Raw genomic sequence first — 19977 nt, forward strand, 5'->3', positions numbered from 1 at the left:
CGATGGATGGTTCGTCAACAACAATTTTATCATTGTGGATAATAATAGTGTTGGCTGTACCAAGGTCGATGGCTATTTCTTGCGATAAGAACGAAAATAGTCCCATTCAACTATATATTTTAATGTTTAAAATGACGTTTCCCTGTAAATAACATAGCCATGCCAAATTCGTTGCAGGCCTCAATAACTTCTTCGTCACGGATGCTGCCACCCGGCTCAACAATGTATTTCACACCATATTCGTTAGCCGCTTCAATGCTGTCACGGAATGGGAAGAAGGCGTCAGAAATTACTACCGAGTTGGCAATGTCCACACCCTCTTTCATGTTAAAACGGGGCATGGTTAATTGACGCATACTGTCCAAACGGTTAGGTTGTCCCATACCTGCACCAGTTAGCCAGAACGAACCATCTTTTTGCTCTGTTACTACCGCAATGGCGTTACTCTTAAGGTGTTTACAAGCGGTGATACCAAATTTGGCTAGTTCCATTTTAGTAGCATCAAATTGCTTATCGGTTACGTTTTTGAAGTCTGAATCTACACCCTCGTCTTCATCCTGCACCAAAATAGCACCACTCACCGAGCGAATCAATTTCTCACCAGTGATTTCATTTTTGATAGGAGTTTCTAATAAACGAAGGTTTTTCTTCTTACCAAACACCTCAAGAGCTTCAGGTGTGTAGGCAGGTGCAATAATGATTTCTACAAAACGCTTGGCAAACCAATCAGCAATTTCTCCGGTCACGGTATCCGTAAAACAGATAATGCCACCGAAGGCTGAAATAGGATCACCTGCCCAGGCCAGTTCCAGAGACTTCATAATATCGTTGGTAACTGCCAATCCGCAAGGATTTAAGTGTTTCACAACAGATACGGCTTGCTTGCCTTCTATGTGCGTTACCGAATGGTAAGCATCACTTGCCGCTTTCCAGGCAGCATCGGCATCCAGCATATTGTTGTATGAAAGTGCTTTGCCTTGTAATACATTAGCATTGGCCAATGAAGCACCTTCTTTTACATTGTTGTATTTGTATATGGTTGCTTTCTGATGTGGATTCTCACCATAACGCAATACATCACCATTGTTCAGGCTGATGCGTTCCATGTCTTCCTTATCCTTATTGAAGAAATTAGAGATAGCAGAGTCGTAGTGTGATGACACACCAAAAGCAGCAGCGGCAAACTTCATACGGTCTTCTAATGAAGATTCGCCATTTTGCTCTTTCAAAATAGCCAGTAAATCAGCATACTGATCTTTTGAAGGAACGATAATCACATCCTTGTAATTTTTAGCAGCACCACGAATCAAAGAAATACCACCTATATCAATCTTTTCGATAATATCCTGCAAAGGAGCACCAGAAGCAACAGTAGCTTCAAACGGATACAAATCAACAATTACAAGGTCAATCTCTGGAATCTCATATTGAGCTAACTGCTCAAGGTCGCCTTCATTATCACGACGAGCCAAGATTCCACCAAATACTTTTGGGTGCAATGTTTTTACACGACCACCCAAAATAGACGGGTAGCTTGTCAAGTCTTCAACGCGCTCGCATGGCACATCTAAACCTTCGATAAAAGCTTGTGTTCCTCCAGTTGAATAAATGGTAACACCCTGCTCGTGTAATGTTTTAATAATTTCATCCAGACCGTCCTTGTGAAAGACGGAAACCAATGCCGATTTTACCTTTTTTAAAGTATTCATTTATATCCGTTTAGTTCTTTCACGCAAAAATAAGAAAATAAGCAATGTTAACAAGATGCTAAAGACAATTAATTAGAACGATTTTAGATTGTAATTGCGGAGGTAAAATACAAAGACACAAAGGCCCGAAGAAACGTAGGAAAGTTCAACTTTCATCCACTTTTTGGGCTATACGGACGGATACGATCTTTATCGGCATCTTACAAATAAAGATCGCATCCGTAATCCTTCTAAATTGAAATAATGGTTTTAGTGATTAAGTTACTGTCCAGGTGTCTAAAGACTAAGAACTATTGTAAAAAGCAGCTTATAAATAAAGATCGTATCCGTATCAAATATCATATTATCGTAAAAATCCTTAATGGTTATATTCATTATATTTGAATCTGTCCAAACAAACTCACAGGCATGGAATTTCTACAACGATTAAAACAAATAGGTCCGGGTATTTTAGTAACAGCCGCATTTATAGGACCCGGAACCATTACGACTTGCAGTATAACAGGTGCAAGTTTTGGATATGCTTTGTTGTGGGGCTTGATATTTAGCATTATAGCAACCATCGTATTACAGGAAATGAGCGCTCGTCTGGGTTTAGTTGGCCGAATGGGATTGGGAGAAGCCCTTCGCTTACAATTTAAAAATCCGGTTTTAAGATACTTATCAGCCGGATTGGTGTTATCGGCCATTTTAGTGGGTAATGCGGCCTATGAGACAGGAAATATTCTCGGTGCTTCATTGGGGATGATAGAAATAACAGGTGTTTCAACCGTTCAGTTAGGAGATATCTCTGTTGGAATCTGGGGGCCGGTTATTGGTTTATGTGCTTTTGTATTGCTTGAAATGGGTTCCTATAAACGCATTGAGAAAATTATAATCGGGCTTGTATTATTAATGAGCTTTGCCTTTATAACAACTGCATTAATGGTAGGTCCCGAACTAACTGATGTTATAAAAGGTGCCTTTGTACCAACCCTTCCTGATGGTTCATTCTATTTGCTGATGGGTTTAATCGGAACAACCGTTGTTCCATATAACCTTTTTTTGCATGCATCCAGTGTGCAAGAAAAATGGAAAAATCCTTCTGATCTGAAAGTAGCCCGTACCGATCTGTTTTTCTCTGTTATTCTTGGTGGATTCATATCCATGTCAATAGTAATTACCGCAGCGGCTTCTTTTTATGAAAGCGGCATCGAAATAAAAGGAGCTGGAGATTTGGCAGACCAGTTAAAACCCTTATTGGGTAATTGGGCAGGTGTATTTATGGCCATTGGCTTATTTGCAGCCGGTATTTCATCAGCTATTACAGCACCACTTGCAGCCGCTTATGCTACTTCAGGAATATTGGGGTATACACCAGATTTAAAATCACAACGATTCAAATGGATATGGAGAGTCATTCTGTTAATTGGAATAACTTTCTCAGCCATTGGTTATAGCCCCATTAAAGCAATTGTGTTTGCACAATTTGCCAATGGACTGTTGCTGCCGTTCATTGCCATCTTTTTGGTTATTGTGATGAATAACAAAAAGACATTGCAAACGCATACGAATAATAGTTTTCAGAATATTCTGGCTATTGTGGTGGTATTGATAGCATTGGGATTAGGTATTAAAAGTTTAACGCATGTAATGGGATTAATATGATTTGGGTAGATATAAATTGTGACTTGGGAGAAGGAGTGGGCAATGATGCTGCCGTTATGCCGTATATCAGTTCAGCCAACATTGCTTGCGGTTACCATGCGGGTGATAAAGCAACAATGGATCAGACCTTGCAGATGACCATTCAAAACAATGTGGGAGCGGGGGCACATCCCGGATTTAACGATCCTGAAAATTTCGGGCGGGTTGCTCAAAATCTTACTGGAGCTGAAATAGAGCAACTGGTGAGTAAGCAGATAAATATTTTGCAGGATCGGGCTTCAACAGCCGGATGTCGGCTGACACATGTAAAACCGCACGGTGCACTATACAATATGGCGGCTGCAGATTATAAAGTCGCCTTGGCTATTGCGTGGGGAATATATACAATCAATCCCAAACTGTTTTATTACGGATTGGCTAATTCACCCATGCTGCAAGCTGCACATGAAGTAGGGTTGACGGCTGTTTCTGAAGTTTTTGCCGACAGAGCCTATAGCAATAATGGACAGCTGGTATCGCGCAAACAGTCCGGGGCAGTTATTCATGATGTTGAACTGTGTAAAGAAAGGGTTCTTGGAATGGTACTAAATCAAACCGTTGAAAGCATTGAAGGAAATCAAATACCCATTCAGGCAGATACCATCTGTATTCATGGCGATAATCCCGAAGCAGTGGAATTAGCGAAAGCCATCCATGATGTATTAGTTGAAAATGATATTCAGATTGTTTCACCAACAAGCCCGATGCTATGATACAGCTCTTTCCTTTAGGAGATTCTGCTTTTCAGGTAAAGTTTGGTGACACCATCTCAGAAGAAACACTTCTGAAAATCAGAGCATTTATGCAGTTGGTTGAAGAAGCTGCAATTGCAGGAGTAACAGAAATGGTGCCTTCATACACCGATCTCATTATTCATTACCAGCCTTTAAAAACCGATTATAAGTCCTTGGTAACTCAATTAAAAAAACTGGCAACAGAGATAAGAGCACTCCAGATAACAGATCAGAAAACTGTGCGCATACCCGTTTTATATGGTGAACCTTTCGGCAAAGATTTGCAGCATGTCAGTCAATATGCCGGAATAAGCGAGGAACAGGTTATTGAACTGCACAGTAAAGCAAGTTATCTGGTATATATGCTGGGCTTTACACCTGGATTCTGTTACCTGGGAGGAATGGACAAGGCCATCGGTACACCGCGAAAAGAAGTGCCTGAAACCAAAATATTAGCGGGATCAGTGGGCATTGCCGGCGAACAAACCGGTATTTATCCTATAGAAAGTCCCGGAGGCTGGCAAATTATCGGGCGAACCCCATTGAAGTTATTCGATCCGAAAAAAGAGAATCCTTTTTTACTGGAAGCAGGTAATTTGCTGGAGTTTTATCCGATTGATAACAATGAGTATACACGATTAAACGAATACAGCGATGGGTAAAATCAGAATTCATAATCCCGGTTTGTTATCAACCATTCAGGATATGGGTCGTGTTGGATACCAAAAGTTTGGCATGCCTGTCTCCGGAGCTATGGATATATATTCGCTACAACTGGCAAATAGCTTAGTGGGCAATGCACCTGATGAAGCTTGCATCGAAGCAACCTTGATGGGACCGGAAATAGAGTTTCTGAACGATACAGAAATAGGAATAGCTGGAGCTTTGACCGACATATACATAAACGATAAGCAAGTTGAAGCAAGTCGAAATCATCAGGTCAAACAAGGTGATGTGCTTAAGTTTGGCACCGTTAAACAAGGATGTCGTTTCTACATGGCCTTGGCAGGTGGCATTGATGTACCGTTTGTGATGGGCAGTAAATCAACCTACTTGCGAGGAAAGCTGGGCGGATATTGCGGACGGGCTTTACAACAAGGCGATGAGATTGAGACAAGAAGCAAAAGGGACTTCCGGCAAAGGCAAATAAATCCAGATAGCCCTATTCTTCCGAAAGAAACAAATAAGATACGCGTAATTGCCGCCATTGAAAGCAGATCATTTACATTTAATGGTATCGAAAAGTTTCTGAGTGAAGAATATACTGTCAGCAATCAAAGCGATCGTATGGGGTATCGGCTTAATGGCCCTCGAATTGAACACCACGAAGGAGCGGATATTTTATCGGCTGGAATTGCCAATGGCACAATACAGGTACCTGCCCATGGCGAGCCCATTATTATGCTAGCTGACCGACAAACAGTAGGTGGATATACCAAAATCGCTAATGTTATTTCTACCGATCTGCCACTTTTGGGACAACTGAAGGCAGGCGATAAAATCCGATTTGTAGAGGTCAGGCTTGATGAAGCACATCGCCTAATGCGGGAACAAAAGAAGAATCTTGAAAGAGCAGTAAAGGTGATCTGAAAAATTTTAGGGATCGAATCTTTATAATCGGGCTGCAAATAAGATTCGATCCGGACTTCTCCAGATATCTCTAATCTTCCAAAATGAGCAAACTTCTCTCTTCATGCATTATCTGATGAAAAGCAATCAAATTATCTAAGCCTCCAAATATTTCAATCATAAAATCTCTATGAATCTGCGTCGGTTTACCCGAAACATACGCATTATAAGATGAGAAAGAATAATTCGTAAAATCTCTTGTTAACCCATGTTTCTCTGGATTAAAATGGCAGTAGAAAACAAGATATTTTAAATACTCTTCTGATTCTATTAAAAGTCTTTTATAGCGTGAATCAAATAAAGAACCAGAACGCTTTTCCTGTTTATTAATAGCCATGGTATAACTAATTAGTAAGCGTCTGAACTGATTGATAAATAGGTTACTTGGTTCTTTATCATCCATAACTTTATCCTTTTGCATTAAACTACCTTTAATCTCAACAATAAGGTGGAAATGGTTTGGTAGCAATGCGTATGCTAATACGTTACAATAATCAGTCAGGTGTTGATGAATTAATTGTAAAAAGAAGTGATAATTAGCAGCTGTGAAAAATACCTCTTGTCGATTGATTCCCCGATTGTACAAATGGTAAAATTTCCCTGCAAGGATTGGAGTAATTACTTTTTTTGAAGGCATTAACTGAGGTTTTGGTTAAAACATTGAAATTAAAATGAATAATATTATAAGGCAAGTCTACGAATCAATTACAGATTAATTACGGATCGAATCTTTATAACCAAGCCGCCAATAAAGATTCGATCCATATTTCCAAATTGAACCCATCTACGCGATCTAATGTTCCCCAATAAACAGGTAAACGATGAAATACCAACACTATGTCTTCTCACTTTTACTAATTATGCTATCCACTTCAATTGCTTGGGCAGGAGAAACCAAATGGCAACTGAAAAAAGACAAGAACGGCATACAGGTTTTTACCAAACAAAAGGAAGACACACAAATATATATGTACAAGGTTGTCACAACAGTTTCGGCTAAGCCAGAAACCGTTTACAGGCAAGTAGTTGATTTTGCAGACAATTTAAAACACATGGAGTTGGTGGATTCACTTAAATTTCTTGAACATCAGGAAGACAGGCGTTACAGAAATTACATGCGTTTTAATATGCCCTGGCCGATTAAAAACCGTGATATGGTAATAGAAATGTCAGTAACGAAAGATAAGAATGGGTTTTATCTCGAATCAACTAATTTGCCGGAATACCTTCCAAAGAACCAGGGTATCATTCGCATTGAAGATTTCTATGAAAAATGGATTATTCAAAAAGGTAGTAACCAGAACGAAAGTCAGATAGTAGTCACCGGTTGGGTCGATCCGGGAGGTACCATTCCAGCCTGGGTAGTCAGGCTATCCAGTGTTAAAACGCCATTTCGCTTTATTTCAGGTATTATCGGGGAAGTAAAGGGATCGAATCTTTATAACCAGGCTGTAAATAAAGATACGATCCCTAAACATTGATATTCTCCGGTATAGTTTGCAAATCAGTGCTATTACGGATCGAATTTTATAGTTAAGCCGACAAAAAAAGATTCGATCCTTAACGCAATATATAATCAGGGAGAACCATTATTTTAGCATAAAAACAAACCCTTATTTTTTATGAAATACAAACTAAAACTCCCGCATCCATTAACACTGGAACAACTAAAAACAGAAATCAGCAACGGCTATCGCTTTGTAGCATTTCAATATTGTTTCTCACCAATATTTGCTACATATTACCCTTTTTCACCGGCTTTCTTCATTAAAGATAAGAAAGAAGTGAGACCTCATATTATAAAATACAATTGTGTTTCGGCTATTTTTGGTTGGTGGGGAATACCTTATGGACCTTATCAAACCATCCGTTGTATACAATTTAACCTGAAAGGTGGATTAGATGTCACCGAGGAAATAATGAAGAATATTACAGAGGAGGATTTAAAAAATAACTGTGTTCATCTGCTTCAGACAACCATGTTATTCAGGAAACCCGACCGAAGTGACATGAAAACAATGTCAAAACTAATGCGCGATTATACCTACGACTATAATCTAAAAGAATGCTATGCTGCCTGGTCGTTAGTAGAAGACAATTGTTTTTGTGTTGGATTAAAGGCCGGAAAAGATTTTAAGAAATATGCCGACGCATTCCACATGCATCTGAGAAAAAAGTTCTTTAAGCATATTCATATTGAAATCATTGATATGTCCGAAGAAGAAGAGTTCATCGACCTGCTCCGAAAACAAGGTGTATCAGTTATTACACGATAAAAATTGAAACTCATACGGATCAAATCTTTATAGCCATGCTGCCAATAAGATTCGATCCTTACCATTTTAAGCCCTGCTATTACGCACCCTGTTAGTTGTGATTATCTTCACCTCATCCTAGCCTTCTCTTAAAAGGAGAAGGAGTAGTTTTAATAGTAACATCATATCAATTTGTCGTACTTCACCGTCTTGTTTTCGCCCTTCCTCTCCTGCGAGGAGAGGACTGAGGTGAGGTATTTAAAAAATCTACCATATTCCCCTTTGTGCCCTCTGCATTAAAATATAATTAACCGCCGAATAAAGAGAGAACAAAGAATTATATGCATATTCTAAACATTTAAGCTCCTACGGATCGAATCTTAATAACCAAGTCGCCAATAAAGATTCGATCCGTATTCTCTCTTCGCATCCTCCGCACTTAGCTAAGCAATACACACAACTTCTCAACTCAACACTAAACCCTGAACACTAAACTCCGAACCCAAAACCCTAAACTCACTCCCCTGCAACATTTACCCCACATTCTGCACCATGCACCAATCACTCATTCCTAAATTCTCACCATTCTGTTTTTTTCTGATCACCATTAGAACATTTGTTGTGTCTTTTTAATAATGACATTCATAGCTTTGTATAAAACCTGATGTTGTTAAAGCCCTGCATTCAACCAAATTAATTTGGTATTCCACCTGGCAATAGAAACAAATTTTAGATATATGAAAAAATTACAATACTGTATTCTCTTATGGCTTGTGGCACTATTGCCCGTCCAGGGCCAGACATCGCTAATTAATCAGGACTTATGGCACGTAACAGATCGGGGAGAAGTCACCTGGGGTAACCAGCAGGTAGCGCTGAAGGATGCCTTTCTGTCACTTAAAGAGCAGGAGGCAGGAGCCTTTGCTTTTACATTTGAGGCGCAGGCAACAGACGAGCAAGTCCAGATCTGGAGCGGCTTTGGTTTTCAGGATCGTGACAATCGTTATGCACTCGGTTTACGAGGTGGTAATAACAACGATGTGTACCTGTGTCGTTACCAGGATGATGCAAAAAGTAAGATGCTGGCATTACAGCCATTGGATTTTAAACCAGAGACAGGTCAATGGTACAACTTTAAGGTGGTTTACTTTAACAGTCATATCCAGGTTTACCTCAATGACGAAGAGCAGCCGCGCATTGTTGTTGAGGATAAAACACCATTGCCCGATGGTAAGGTAATTCTTGGCGGAGGCTGGTTGAATACACTCTACCGTAATCCCGGTATAAAATACCTCGATGACGATGAGGTAGCTCAATATGCCAATGCCCGTCAGAAACAGATCAATGTGCTCACGGCTGAGCAAAAAGAAGCGAAACGGAAAAAAGAGCGCAAGGCCTATCGTGCGCTCAAAGTAAAGAATCTGAAAAAGGGACGTACCAGTGTATCATTAGCTGGAAACTGGTTATTTATGCCCGAGCAGGAAGTAGACGGTTTCAAACCTTATGCTCGTGAGTTGAACGATCAGTCGTGGCATGTAATGGAAGTTCCCCAATTCTGGAACACAGCAGGTAACTGGCTGCACTTGCAGGATTCAGGTTTACCACATCGAGGAAGCGGTATATCCGACAATTATCGCCAAAAAGAATATGCCCGTACAGGAGCTTACACTTTCGATGCCGAAAATACCACGGCAGCCTGGTATCGTCACCATCTGCAATTACCATCCCAACTGGGTGATAAACGCTATGTGTTGCATTTCGATGCAGTATCAAAAATAGCCGATGTGTATGTCAATGGTCAGCATGCTGGCGGTCATATCGGTATGTTTGGAGAGTTTGATCTCGATATCACCCACCTGGTGCAGCCCGGTAAAAACGTGGTAGCTGTTAATGTGAAGGTGCGACAGCACGAAAAGGCAGAGGATGCGGATGATTACGTCACAACAGCAGTTTCGGTACATATCAACAACGATATGCTTAACTCGCTGCCACACGGCATGTTTAAAAATACTGAAGGCGGCATCTGGCAGCCCGTCTCGCTCGAAATTATCAATCCGGTTTCCATCAGCGATGTATTTGCCAATACACGAACCGATGGAGGTGAATTTGAAGTAACAGTAAGCAATACATCTGAAACGACAGAAGACATAAATGCCCGTATCAAAGTCAGGAATAAGGCCAATGGTCAATTACTCTTTGAGCGTGAAGAACAGGTGGAAGCCAAAGCCAATGGCGAATCAATTATCGTTATTGGTCAAAAGGATCTGCAGCCACAGTTATGGGCACCTCACCAGCCCAACCTTTATGTATGCGAAACCACTTTGCTGAAAAACGGTAAAGCAGTCGATCAGCATACTATGGATATCGGCTTCCGTACATTCGAACAAAAAGAAGGTCAGTTCTACCTCAATGGCAATCCCTATTGGCTGGGGGGTGCTAATCATCCGCCGTGCGGGATAAGACCAAATGACAAAGCCCTGGCCAACAAGTTCTATGGATTTATGAATGCCAATAACCAATTGGTAACACGCTCACATGGTTGCCCCTTCACCACTGCCTGGATGGAAGCTTCCGACAAACAGGGAGTAGGAGTGAGCTACGAAGGACCATTTCCGTGGTTTATGATTGGTAAAATGCCATCGCCCGAGCTGATTCAAATTTGGCGCGACGAAACTCTTGCATTAGTAAAGAAATACCGGAATCATCCGTCCTTATTGATCTGGACCATTAACAACGAGATGTACTTCACCATGTTTTACCACAACGATCCGCCCGAAGTGCGACTGGCCAAGTGGCAAATATTATCAGACCTTATAAAGGAAGTACGTCGTTTATCGCCCAACACTTTGATATCAGCCGACTCAGGTTACAGCAGAGTAGAAGGTGATTACCAAAATAATTTGGCTCCACATAATATTGATGACGGAGATATTGATGACCGGCACATCTATACCAACTGGTACAATCGCGATTTCTTCCAGATGTACAACGGTGAGTGGGCCAAACGTATCTATTGGTCGCCGGGAGCCAACCCCAACAGAGCCTTTTTTAGTCAGGAAGCTTCAACCGGATACACCAATAACGACGATGGACATTTCAATCGTAAATACATGTTTAACAATTACGTACCTCAATCGTGGGTAGGTGATTGGGCTTACGAAGATCACGATCCGCAATTCACTTTTATGCGACGAGACTTTATGACGAAGGAGCTGATCGAAACCATCCGCCGGACAAGTCCCGAAACTGCCGGACTTCAGTTATTTGCCAATGTAACGTGGTTCAGAAATGTATACGACGCCGAAGCCATTGAACCCTATCCGGTTAATATGGCTGTGAAAAAAGCCTATCAACCCGTATTGGTCAGCGCCGAGCTTTTTGGCAGAAGCTTTTATGCAGGAAGCAAAGTGCCTTTGCGTATGTGCATTATCAATAACAGCTACGATGGCAAAGACCTGCCTGCTGCTCAGCTAAACTGGAAGGTTGTTGCCGGACAGCAAGAACTTTCGTCTGGGAAGATGTCGGTTGATAAAGTAGCACTGTATCAGCGTCAATGGATCGATGCTGAGTTACAAATGCCACTTAGCTTACCACAATCGAGAATGGGCTGCCAATTGGTGTTGACACTCGAAAAAGACGGTAAGGTATTATCGAAAAACGACTATGATATAACCCTTGCTCAACAAGACTGGTTGGGTGCCGATGCCCTTAATGATAAAGCCATTGGCGTGTTCGACATTACTGGTAAGACATATGAATTACTCGATTTTATGGGCATCACCTATCACAAACTGACAGATTTAACAGAGATCAGGCTGCGCCGTTTCGATGCATTGATTGTTGCCAACCTTGATGCCGATAACGAAGTACCTTATAACTGGGAAGATGTCAGAAAAGTAATGCAAAACGGGACTAATGTCCTGCTGGTGCATCCGGGCAAACATATGCAGTGGTTGATGTACGACCGCATTGAATCGGTATACGAGCGTACCGGGCGTGTGGTGAATATGCATATACCTGAGCATCCTGCTTTCAACGGACTCGAACCAATGGATCTGGCCTGGTGGCAACCCGAAGCGGGCGAACTGCCAAGAGCCTGTAAGCGATCATTCCGCCTTAAGAAGAAGGATAACACACTGGATTTATGCACCTACCTGCGACCACATACCGGATTGGGAGGTAATCGCATCGAAACTTATCGCGAGATGAGCGGTATTCCATTATTGCAGGTAAATGAAAAGAAAGGAACACTTATCGCTTCTGAAATGGAACTCAACCAGGGAACAGTTGATCCCATTGCCGGTAAGTTAATGGTAAACCTGATACAATACCTGGTTAGCGAATAAGCAAACCAACTAAGGAACGCACAAGGAAAGTACAAGGATCGTATCTTTATAAGCAAGCCGTTAATAAAGATACGATCCTTTTCTTTTTTCCTGTATTGAAACACCTCTTCCCGGCCTTCTTCATGAAGGAGAAGGAGTTGAAACTCTGCTATCCGTCTTGTTTTCACACTTCCTCTCCTTCAAGGAGAGGACTGAGGTGAGGTATTATTAGAATGAGGTGATAAAGAGTACTAGTTGAAAATTCAACAACAAGCTTTTATCTTTCATTGAAACAGAGTTATATGAGTCAGGATAATTTTGACAACTTGTTTTATGGAGCTTCTTCTGTTATCAGGGAAAGGGCAAATCATCTCAGAAAAACGACTACAGATGCAGAGCAACTGTTATGGAAAAACCTTCGTAATAGAAAATTAGGAGGTTTCAAATTTCGCCGACAGCATCCAATAGATATTTTTATCGCCGATTTTTATTGTCACGAGATAAAACTGGTAATCGAAATTGACGGGGAGATTCATAAATATCAAAAAGAATATGATATAGGCAGAACAGCAGAATTGGAGAGGTTTGGTATAAAAGTCATCCGATTTTCAAACGACGATGTTTTATTGAATGTTGTCAACGTATGCGAGGCGATATTAAAAGCTTGTAAAAGGGCGGAAATTAGCAATGTGTAATCACCTCATCCCAACCTTCTCCTTAAGGAGAAGAGGCTGCTATCCATCTTGTTTTCACACTTCCTCTTCTTGAAGGAGAGGACTGAGGTGAGGTGGTTTGAAATTTGTTTTCTCCCTACGCTCACCCTTCACTTCCCTAAAAGGAATAGCACACAGGATAAGTCCCTTTAGCGGTTTGGGGTAATGGTGACAAAACTTTAAGAACATTAATTCCCCTTCGTGTTTTTTGCGATAAGAACTAATGTAACCACATCTTTCAAGCTACCTTATATACATTTGTTTAATGAGCTATATAACAAATTCTAACATCTTACTTTTACACCTCATCCTAACCTTCTCCTCAAGGAGAAGGAGTTGAAACCCGCTATCCGTCTTGTATTAGCCCTTCCTCTCCTTCAAGGAGAGGACCGTGGTGAGGTATTATAAAAGCTGAATCATTTTTACTCTTTCAATACGCAAATAACTAAACTACCTTCTCCTCCTTAACTGCCTTTCTTCCACTTCTTGCCTGATCACTTCGTTAATATTAAGATCGGTATTTTGAAAAACGCAAATAGATGTGCCATGCTCCCGCGCATAGGGATGAGTAATGGAATCGACCACATAAGCCGTTTCAAAATATTGAGCCGTTTTCTGAAATTCATTTTCCAACTCTGATCCGGTTATCACTCTTATTAGCTGTGTATAAGGCTGGTCAAGCTCAAACCAATTCACGTAATCCGCATTAAAGGATACAGCTTTAATGCCCATCTTACCATAAAAATTCACGGCTCCCGCCTGTCCGTAATTATCGCAAAGTATAAGGGTTGATTCCTGACTATCCAATCCGGCATACACAGCATCCAGCTTTTCCGACAACTCCTGCCAGCCCAGCATATCAGCAAAATCCTGTGGTAACGCATAATCCTTTCCATCTTCCCAGCGCAGGAGCCCCATATCCCTGTATCTGTCCTGATGCGACACAATGTATTCAGGTGTTTTATTTGGATACAGTACATCGTAGGTGTATATAAAATAAACAAGAGGCGAAAGTAATAACAGCACATATACTATATGACCCCACTTTTGGCGAAGCCAACTCGCTATATAAACCGAACCCAGAGCAATGAAGATCGGATATAATCCAATGGCATAATAATCTTTGGCCCGAAGCCAGGTGTATAAGGCCAACACAATGATCAGTGTCCAGAAAAGTGAACGAAAAGCCTTGAAGGGGTTATAAAACCATAAGCTCCACAAACCGGCCAGAATAACAAACAGCGAACCCATAAAAAACAAAGGCTGTGTACTCATAAAAGATAAACGACTAACATTAACCAGTTGAGTGGTGGCCAGTTCATTCATATGATGCAATACCGGGAATCCGTTTTGATATTGCCACAGAAGATTAGGAAGTACCAGTAATAAGGCCAATGCGCCCGCCAGGTATAGTTCTCGACGAAAGAATATGCGACGTTGAGGGCTTAACAATAGAGCTGGCAGTAAACCCAGCATTAAAAAGGCCATATTGTACTTGTTTAGAAAGCCCAAAGCCAATGTTACCGCCAATGCATATAAGTAGTGTGCCTGCTCTTCTTTTAAATAACGAATAAGACAATAAAACGCCAGCGTCCAGCTAAGTACATCAAAAGAGTTAGGCTGGTACAGGGTATTTAATCTTAAAAGAACTGAAAACAATACACCGAAGCCACCCAATAATTTGGCTCGGGTGCCACCTCCGAGATAATCGATGCTGCGCCACACCACAACAAGCGTTAATGCACCAAATAAAGCCGGAAAAAACTTAACCCAAAACACCCCATTGCCCAATAGCTGTATCAGCCACGATACCCAGGAGGTAAAAGGTGGTACCGAATGAAATCCCCAGGCCGGATGATTGGCTTGATCGAGGTGCAGATATTCATCGCGATGCAAGTCGTAAGCTGCATCTATCAATACATACTGAAGGATAAATTTGGTAAGTACTAACAGGACCAAAAGTGCCGTGTTTTTGGGTTTCATATTATAGGTGTTAGATAAAGCAGTTAAAGATAATTATTTCAAGAGAAGCAAAACCAATCAAGGTCAGGATATACAAGGCAATACGTATTTAAAATAGATCGACCTTAGTGCCTCATGCGCAATATTGCAATATTCAATAAACTTATGGATTTCCCCCTTGGCGAAGGGGGACGGTTTGTGGTTATTTATAACTATTTAAGAATTAGGGAGATTGCTTTTTAGTTAGATAGAAGGTTATTTAATCAAAATGATTATTGATTTACCAAACTCAGCTATTCACTATTTTCTCCAACAAATGCTCAATACAACCTCCGTTTGCCGATGCATTTGTATAACTAAGCTCTACAAATTCGTACCACAAATAATCATCTATGCCAAATGCATTCACCCGATGAAAGCTAAAACGGGAGATGTGCCATTTGTCCGGATCAAACCAAGTACCTTCAATTAAATGTTGATCAATTATTTTCACAACGTGCTCAATGCTTAATTTATTTGGGTTTGAATAGATAACACTACCATAGTCTTTATAATTGCCCTCATCGCGATACAAGTAATCCAGTTGAATATTTTTCATTTTTGTTGGTGAAACTACCAACTTGATTAATGCGTGTCAACGGACGATGAGTCACATATTACAAAATATAATGCTGTATTACTAGAGCACTTCAATACCAATCGATTGTAGGTAATCGAAAGTATCATCATAAAACTCAGGAAGTCTTGTTGGATCATTCTGATCACCTTGAGGTACAACTATAACCATACCTTGATGTGCTCTTGTCAACAGAACTCGATAGGCATTTTGTAAATATAGTTGACGTTCTTCCTTCTTAATGTTTTGCCATTTATTTCCTTTGAATGATTTATACACCCAACCCTCATTTGAGTATCGAAAATCGCCATCCCATGCAACACATGCCCAATCCAGCTCTAAACCTTGTACATGAAACTCTGTAGCAACATCTTCCAGATAATAAGACGAACGGATATCATCCTTTTCATTCAAAAACCAGTTAACAGGATCAATTGGTGATTTAACATCAATAGCATATGGTTTTAGTCGCTGAGCTTGTGAAGAAACAACAATTCCATATCTTTCGGTACCTCGAGCTTGTTTTCTTAACCAGTTTTTAGCTCTGGAGAAATTACGGGTAAGAACAATTGGATATTTTTCTCTGAGTTCAGATAAGGTATTTGCTGCTGATTCCTTTTCTAGATCTAATATCTTTTTTACTAGAAGTGAAACGTTTTCTGCTCTAAATGAGCGCATCGAAACAGATAAATGAAGTGCATCTAAATGAGAAACATTTTTTCTAGATGTAACCTTCTGAAGAATCTGCTCGGTATTATATTCGCTATCAGTCAATCTAGTTGACATGTAAATTTTCCAGTCAGGAAAAGATCTTTCAAGGGCTGAAATCCATTCAGATATTCCAGCTTCTCCAGTATTAATTTCTTGACCACCTCCAACAAGACATACAATCACTGCCCAATCAGGATGACGGTTTAAACATGAAATAAGAAACTCAGGTTCCGACATATTAAAATCAGGAACCCCTTTCTTTTGTTTCATAAAACTACTTGTTTGTTCAATGGTCCAAGCTCTTTGTGCTTCATCAAATAAAGTCACGTGCTCAATAGGAGGGGCCTTATCTTTTAGTCCTTCATCTCTAAAGTGATGAACATTTTGTATAAAAGCTTGCACTTCACTTCTTGCGACTTTCTTAGTTAGTTTTTCTCCTTTAGTTTTCGCTCTTTTTACTTTATCACGGGCCAGAGCTTCTTGTAGAATTTTTACTAAAGGGCCGTTGCCTGACAGAAACACGCTGTATAATTCACTTTCTTTATCAAAGTGAGTGGTTGCAATATTTAGTCCGACCAAGGTTTTTCCAGCCCCTGGCACACCTGTTACAAAACAAATAGCTTTTTCTGATTGATCTTTAGACTGCTTTATGACCTTAGTTATTTCATCTGTAGTTTTACTAAGGTTAATTGCGCTAGCGTCATTTCTTGAAATATCTTTAACTGTATGGTTGTTATAAAGTGCAGTTGCAGCTTCTATTATTGTGGGTGTTGGTTGATACCTTCCTTTTTCCCATTCGTTTTTGTCAATAGTTTCCTGCCCATCAAGAAACATTAGTGCTTTTTCAATGATTTCTTTTAAGCCTGCGCTATTTGATTTTACTGGATCAAAAAGGTTGTCGTCTTGCTTGGAAGAAGCAAGGTTCATAATAGTATCTTTTGCTTGTGTAGCTAGTAAAATGGGAATTATGGTCTTGTCATGGCTTGTTTCATGAAAGTTTTTCAAATCTAATGCATAATCCCAAACTTGATCGACAGCATGTGAAGCGTATTCCTTTTCACCAACCTTAAATTCAATCACAAATATGATGGACTTTATTACTAATAGGGCGTCAATTCTTTTTCCCATGCGGGGTATGGAATATTCGAAATATACTGAACCAGAGTAACCTTTCAAGACTTCTTGTAAATATTCGATCTGAAATTTCCAAGCATCCTTTTGAGTCTGTTCGGTAGAGAATTCGTTCTTATCGGCAAGAATGCCTAATACTTCGTTTTGGGAGGCAAGTGAGAAAGTCTCAATTTCACTGGAATAATATGCTCGATTCATTGATTGTTTTTTGATAAACAAATACCAAAAATATCATTACATGCTATAATTAAAAATAATTACTTCAATAATTTATTTAGGTTAACGTCGCAATTCACCCTTAATCCGACTCATATTAAACGATCGCGTCTGTTTATCGTGTACATCCATGTCAGCAACTGTAAGTTTCAAATATAATACATTAGAATATGAGGCAGCAAGCTTATCGTTTGGCAGGAGAGAACCGAGATAGCTTTTTAAGAAATCCCACTTCTTCCTTCTCCGCGTCCATAGCGTCCTCTGCGGTAAAAAAGAAACAAAGCAAAGTACTGCTTCAAATTCCAACTCCCCAATTCAACAACCTAACTATCCAACATACACCAATCCACCACTCAACATTTTTAACAAATACATATACTTACTATAAGATAATTTTATATCTTCGCTTCCGAAACGATAACCCACACGTACTTATGAAGAGAAAAAGACTGGTTTTAGAATGCCAGAAACAAATACAATGTATCAAATACAAACACATATACTACCTGCAGTACCAGGATGGCGCCATTACCATCCACCTTACAAACGACAGTAAACTGTTACACTGTCAGGCCTTGAGTGAGGTTGAAGATAAGTTACCCGACCACTTTGTAAAGGTTAATCGCAATATTATTATTAACCTGCGGCATATGGCATCCTATTTAAAAGCCTCACAAAAAATATTACTCACCAATGGGCTCGAATTTCCTGTTTCGCGCCGTAATATCTCTGCTTTACTTGACCAAATAATGTAGGAACAGTTTACCACTTATCGGGGAAAATCGACCACTTATCGGATAAATCTTACCGCACAACTAGCTTTTTTGACCATTTTTAATCAACTGTTATTACCTGTTTTATCTTGTGTGTCGAATTTAACCACAGATAACATGGCAACCATTCGAGATACTAATATCAACCATTGCACTCATTTCAATTTATTCTGTTCTCAATCCAAAGTAAGTGTAGTGCAGCCCAATGTAACTGGTGCGCATAGGAATACCGCAAAGGCGCAATGCATGGTAAGTGACACGCAGTTAATTTTCGCAAGCTCTCAGTCAGTGGTGACACCCCCGCACTCAATTTCCGCAATAGCTCAGTCGATTTCGACCATGGCGCACAATAATGTAAGCGTTGCGCATGCATGGTAAGTGATGCGCATACATGGTAACAAACCGTAAATTGTTTAATTAAACCTTATACACATGGCAAAAAGATTATTTAAATCAGAATCGAAATTTTTAGAAAAATCACGCACAGCGATAACTAATGTTGAGGCGAATCCCACTATAAAAGCCGCACTGGCCGAATATGGCATGGGTGATGAACCATTGACCGTAGGCAGGAATTTGTACAACAGCACTCAAAGCATATGGGATAACAACATTAAAGAAGATGCCGAATCGATCGAAGCTGGAATCATATACAGAACAACTTATAATGAGTTGCAGGCATTGTTTAAAGTTCATCGCGATAAAGCCCTTATATTTTTTAAACAACGGCCCGAGCTACTGGTTAAGCTGGGTGTAAAGGGTAACTTCCCACGTAAGTACAATGATTTCTTCGATAAGGTCCGCCTGTTTTACACCAGCATAAAGAATGATGCAGCCCTTCAGTCCGAAATGGATCGAATTAAAGTGACTGTTGACATTGTAGATGAGTGCCTGGCATTACTCGACGAGCTGTTAAGTAAACGCTCGCACTTCGATAAAGAGCTGGCCGAATCACAAGATATGACCAAAAGTAAAAATGCAGCATTACTGGCCCTGAAAGAATGGATGGATGACTTTTATGCAATCGCCAAAGTCGCTCTATACGACCAGCCTCAACTGCTTGAAGCTCTCGGCATCTTTGTAAGAAGTTAATAACTGAATATACCAGGGTTTTTGTGGGCATCCCGGAATCGCATCTTTTTAACTATCGCGTTATTAAGATGCGATTCTTGGTTTTAACACCATTACATCACAAATAATTCCACACAACGATATCAACACAACCATATATTATATCAACATTCTATTCTTGTCACTCTGTGTTCTCCGCGTCCTCTGCGGTAAGCAAGGTAATCATATCAATTGGATTAACCCTTATACATACAAACACTGACTCGCAAATGGAATAAGCCTTCGCTTTGTCGCAACTAAGTTTTTATTAAAGAAAGCGACTCTTAGTAGATGCTGTGGTTTTTGGCCTCAGCAAAGACATTGGGGCACCCACTGCATGAAATGAATGATAAAAAGAATTTTCCTAAAATCATGAATACGAATTAAGACTAACACATATGAATAAT

15 protein-coding genes and 1 pseudogene are annotated in these 19977 nt (G+C 40.2%); 10 read left to right on the plus strand and 6 right to left on the minus strand.

Features of this window, described 5'->3' with window-relative positions:
• Positions 1 to 106 (minus strand): annotated as a pseudogene (locus AC4MRQ_RS18030) (rod shape-determining protein); the annotation flags it as partial.
• Positions 107 to 119: 13 nt separating this feature from the next.
• Positions 120 to 1709, minus strand: a complete 1590-nt coding sequence (purH, locus tag AC4MRQ_RS18035; protein WP_491199100.1) for a bifunctional phosphoribosylaminoimidazolecarboxamide formyltransferase/IMP cyclohydrolase — start codon at positions 1707 to 1709, stop codon at positions 120 to 122.
• 408 nt (positions 1710 to 2117) lie between these two features.
• Here purH and AC4MRQ_RS18040 point away from each other — a divergent pair, with 408 nt between their 5' ends.
• Genes AC4MRQ_RS18040 through AC4MRQ_RS18055 form a run of 4 tightly spaced genes read left to right on the plus strand, consistent with a single transcriptional unit; the run spans position 2118 to position 5719 of the window.
• Positions 2118 to 3356, plus strand: a complete 1239-nt coding sequence (locus tag AC4MRQ_RS18040) for an Nramp family divalent metal transporter (protein ID WP_491199101.1) — start codon at positions 2118 to 2120, stop codon at positions 3354 to 3356.
• Positions 3353 to 4108, plus strand: coding sequence for a 5-oxoprolinase subunit PxpA (locus tag AC4MRQ_RS18045; protein ID WP_491199102.1), 756 nt, complete (start codon positions 3353 to 3355; stop codon positions 4106 to 4108). Before AC4MRQ_RS18040 ends, AC4MRQ_RS18045 begins: the two co-directional genes overlap by 4 nt.
• A complete protein-coding gene (pxpB, locus tag AC4MRQ_RS18050; RefSeq protein ID WP_491199103.1) occupies positions 4105 to 4791 on the plus strand; it encodes a 5-oxoprolinase subunit PxpB in 687 nt (228 codons plus the stop codon). The genes AC4MRQ_RS18045 and pxpB overlap by 4 nt, the downstream gene beginning before the upstream one ends.
• Positions 4784 to 5719 (plus strand): 5-oxoprolinase subunit C family protein, encoded by a 936-nt coding sequence (locus tag AC4MRQ_RS18055; protein ID WP_491199104.1) that lies wholly within the window; start codon positions 4784 to 4786, stop codon positions 5717 to 5719. Before pxpB ends, AC4MRQ_RS18055 begins: the two co-directional genes overlap by 8 nt.
• A 70-nt stretch (positions 5720 to 5789) precedes the next feature.
• Here the strand turns inward: AC4MRQ_RS18055 and AC4MRQ_RS18060 are convergent, their stop codons facing one another.
• Entirely contained in the window at positions 5790 to 6395 is a 606-nt protein-coding gene (locus AC4MRQ_RS18060) for a transposase (protein WP_491199105.1), read from the minus strand.
• Positions 6396 to 6579: 184 nt separating this feature from the next.
• Between AC4MRQ_RS18060 and AC4MRQ_RS18065 the strand changes: the two genes are divergently transcribed.
• The 4 genes from AC4MRQ_RS18065 (at position 6580) to AC4MRQ_RS18080 (ending at position 13033) form a co-directional block, all read left to right on the plus strand.
• A complete protein-coding gene (locus AC4MRQ_RS18065; RefSeq protein WP_491199106.1) occupies positions 6580 to 7239 on the plus strand; it encodes an START domain-containing protein in 660 nt (219 codons plus the stop codon).
• A 141-nt stretch (positions 7240 to 7380) separates the two neighbouring features.
• Positions 7381 to 8034, plus strand: a complete 654-nt coding sequence (locus AC4MRQ_RS18070) for a hypothetical protein (protein ID WP_491199107.1) — start codon at positions 7381 to 7383, stop codon at positions 8032 to 8034.
• 716 nt (positions 8035 to 8750) lie between these two features.
• Positions 8751 to 12359, plus strand: coding sequence for a glycoside hydrolase family 2 protein (locus AC4MRQ_RS18075; protein ID WP_491199108.1), 3609 nt, complete (start codon positions 8751 to 8753; stop codon positions 12357 to 12359).
• A gap of 281 nt (positions 12360 to 12640) precedes the next feature.
• Positions 12641 to 13033 (plus strand): endonuclease domain-containing protein, encoded by a 393-nt coding sequence (locus AC4MRQ_RS18080; RefSeq protein WP_491199109.1) that lies wholly within the window; start codon positions 12641 to 12643, stop codon positions 13031 to 13033.
• Positions 13034 to 13501: 468 nt separating this feature from the next.
• Here AC4MRQ_RS18080 and AC4MRQ_RS18085 read toward each other — a convergent pair whose 3' ends face one another.
• From AC4MRQ_RS18085 to AC4MRQ_RS18095, 3 genes are all read right to left on the minus strand, one after another.
• The gene (locus tag AC4MRQ_RS18085; RefSeq protein WP_491199110.1) at positions 13502 to 15034 is read right to left on the minus strand and encodes an ArnT family glycosyltransferase; all 1533 of its coding nucleotides are present in this window, start codon (positions 15032 to 15034) and stop codon (positions 13502 to 13504) included.
• Between the two features lie 268 nt (positions 15035 to 15302).
• Positions 15303 to 15611: a hypothetical protein gene (locus AC4MRQ_RS18090; RefSeq protein WP_491199111.1), complete on the minus strand. Its 309-nt coding sequence runs from the start codon at positions 15609 to 15611 to the stop codon at positions 15303 to 15305.
• 81 nt (positions 15612 to 15692) lie between these two features.
• A complete protein-coding gene (locus AC4MRQ_RS18095) occupies positions 15693 to 17669 on the minus strand; it encodes a DUF2075 domain-containing protein (RefSeq protein WP_491199112.1) in 1977 nt (658 codons plus the stop codon).
• A 452-nt stretch (positions 17670 to 18121) separates the two neighbouring features.
• On the opposite strand from AC4MRQ_RS18095, the gene AC4MRQ_RS18100 reads away from it, so the two are divergent.
• Positions 18122 to 18442, plus strand: coding sequence for a LytR/AlgR family response regulator transcription factor (locus AC4MRQ_RS18100; RefSeq protein WP_491199113.1), 321 nt, complete (start codon positions 18122 to 18124; stop codon positions 18440 to 18442).
• Positions 18443 to 18892: 450 nt separating this feature from the next.
• Positions 18893 to 19552 carry a PQLLE family protein gene (locus tag AC4MRQ_RS18105; protein WP_491199114.1) on the plus strand — a complete coding sequence of 220 codons (660 nt, stop codon included), beginning with the start codon at positions 18893 to 18895 and terminating at the stop codon, positions 19550 to 19552.
• The last annotated feature ends 425 nt before the right edge of the window (positions 19553 to 19977 follow it).

The organism is Carboxylicivirga sp. (genome assembly GCF_982718395.1).

Coding starts and splice junctions, on each gene's coding strand:
- AC4MRQ_RS18065 (WP_491199106.1), top strand. CDS start 6,580: ATGAAATACCAACACTATGTCTTCTCACTTTTACTAATTATGCTATCC.
- AC4MRQ_RS18080 (WP_491199109.1), top strand. CDS start 12,641: ATGAGTCAGGATAATTTTGACAACTTGTTTTATGGAGCTTCTTCTGTT.
- AC4MRQ_RS18090 (WP_491199111.1), bottom strand. CDS start 15,611: ATGAAAAATATTCAACTGGATTACTTGTATCGCGATGAGGGCAATTAT.
- AC4MRQ_RS18105 (WP_491199114.1), top strand. CDS start 18,893: ATGGCAAAAAGATTATTTAAATCAGAATCGAAATTTTTAGAAAAATCA.
- AC4MRQ_RS18045 (WP_491199102.1), top strand. CDS start 3,353: ATGATTTGGGTAGATATAAATTGTGACTTGGGAGAAGGAGTGGGCAAT.
- purH (WP_491199100.1), bottom strand. CDS start 1,709: ATGAATACTTTAAAAAAGGTAAAATCGGCATTGGTTTCCGTCTTTCAC.
- pxpB (WP_491199103.1), top strand. CDS start 4,105: ATGATACAGCTCTTTCCTTTAGGAGATTCTGCTTTTCAGGTAAAGTTT.
- AC4MRQ_RS18075 (WP_491199108.1), top strand. CDS start 8,751: ATGAAAAAATTACAATACTGTATTCTCTTATGGCTTGTGGCACTATTG.
- AC4MRQ_RS18100 (WP_491199113.1), top strand. CDS start 18,122: ATGAAGAGAAAAAGACTGGTTTTAGAATGCCAGAAACAAATACAATGT.
- AC4MRQ_RS18070 (WP_491199107.1), top strand. CDS start 7,381: ATGAAATACAAACTAAAACTCCCGCATCCATTAACACTGGAACAACTA.
- AC4MRQ_RS18095 (WP_491199112.1), bottom strand. CDS start 17,669: ATGAATCGAGCATATTATTCCAGTGAAATTGAGACTTTCTCACTTGCC.
- AC4MRQ_RS18040 (WP_491199101.1), top strand. CDS start 2,118: ATGGAATTTCTACAACGATTAAAACAAATAGGTCCGGGTATTTTAGTA.
- AC4MRQ_RS18055 (WP_491199104.1), top strand. CDS start 4,784: ATGGGTAAAATCAGAATTCATAATCCCGGTTTGTTATCAACCATTCAG.
- AC4MRQ_RS18060 (WP_491199105.1), bottom strand. CDS start 6,395: ATGCCTTCAAAAAAAGTAATTACTCCAATCCTTGCAGGGAAATTTTAC.
- AC4MRQ_RS18085 (WP_491199110.1), bottom strand. CDS start 15,034: ATGAAACCCAAAAACACGGCACTTTTGGTCCTGTTAGTACTTACCAAA.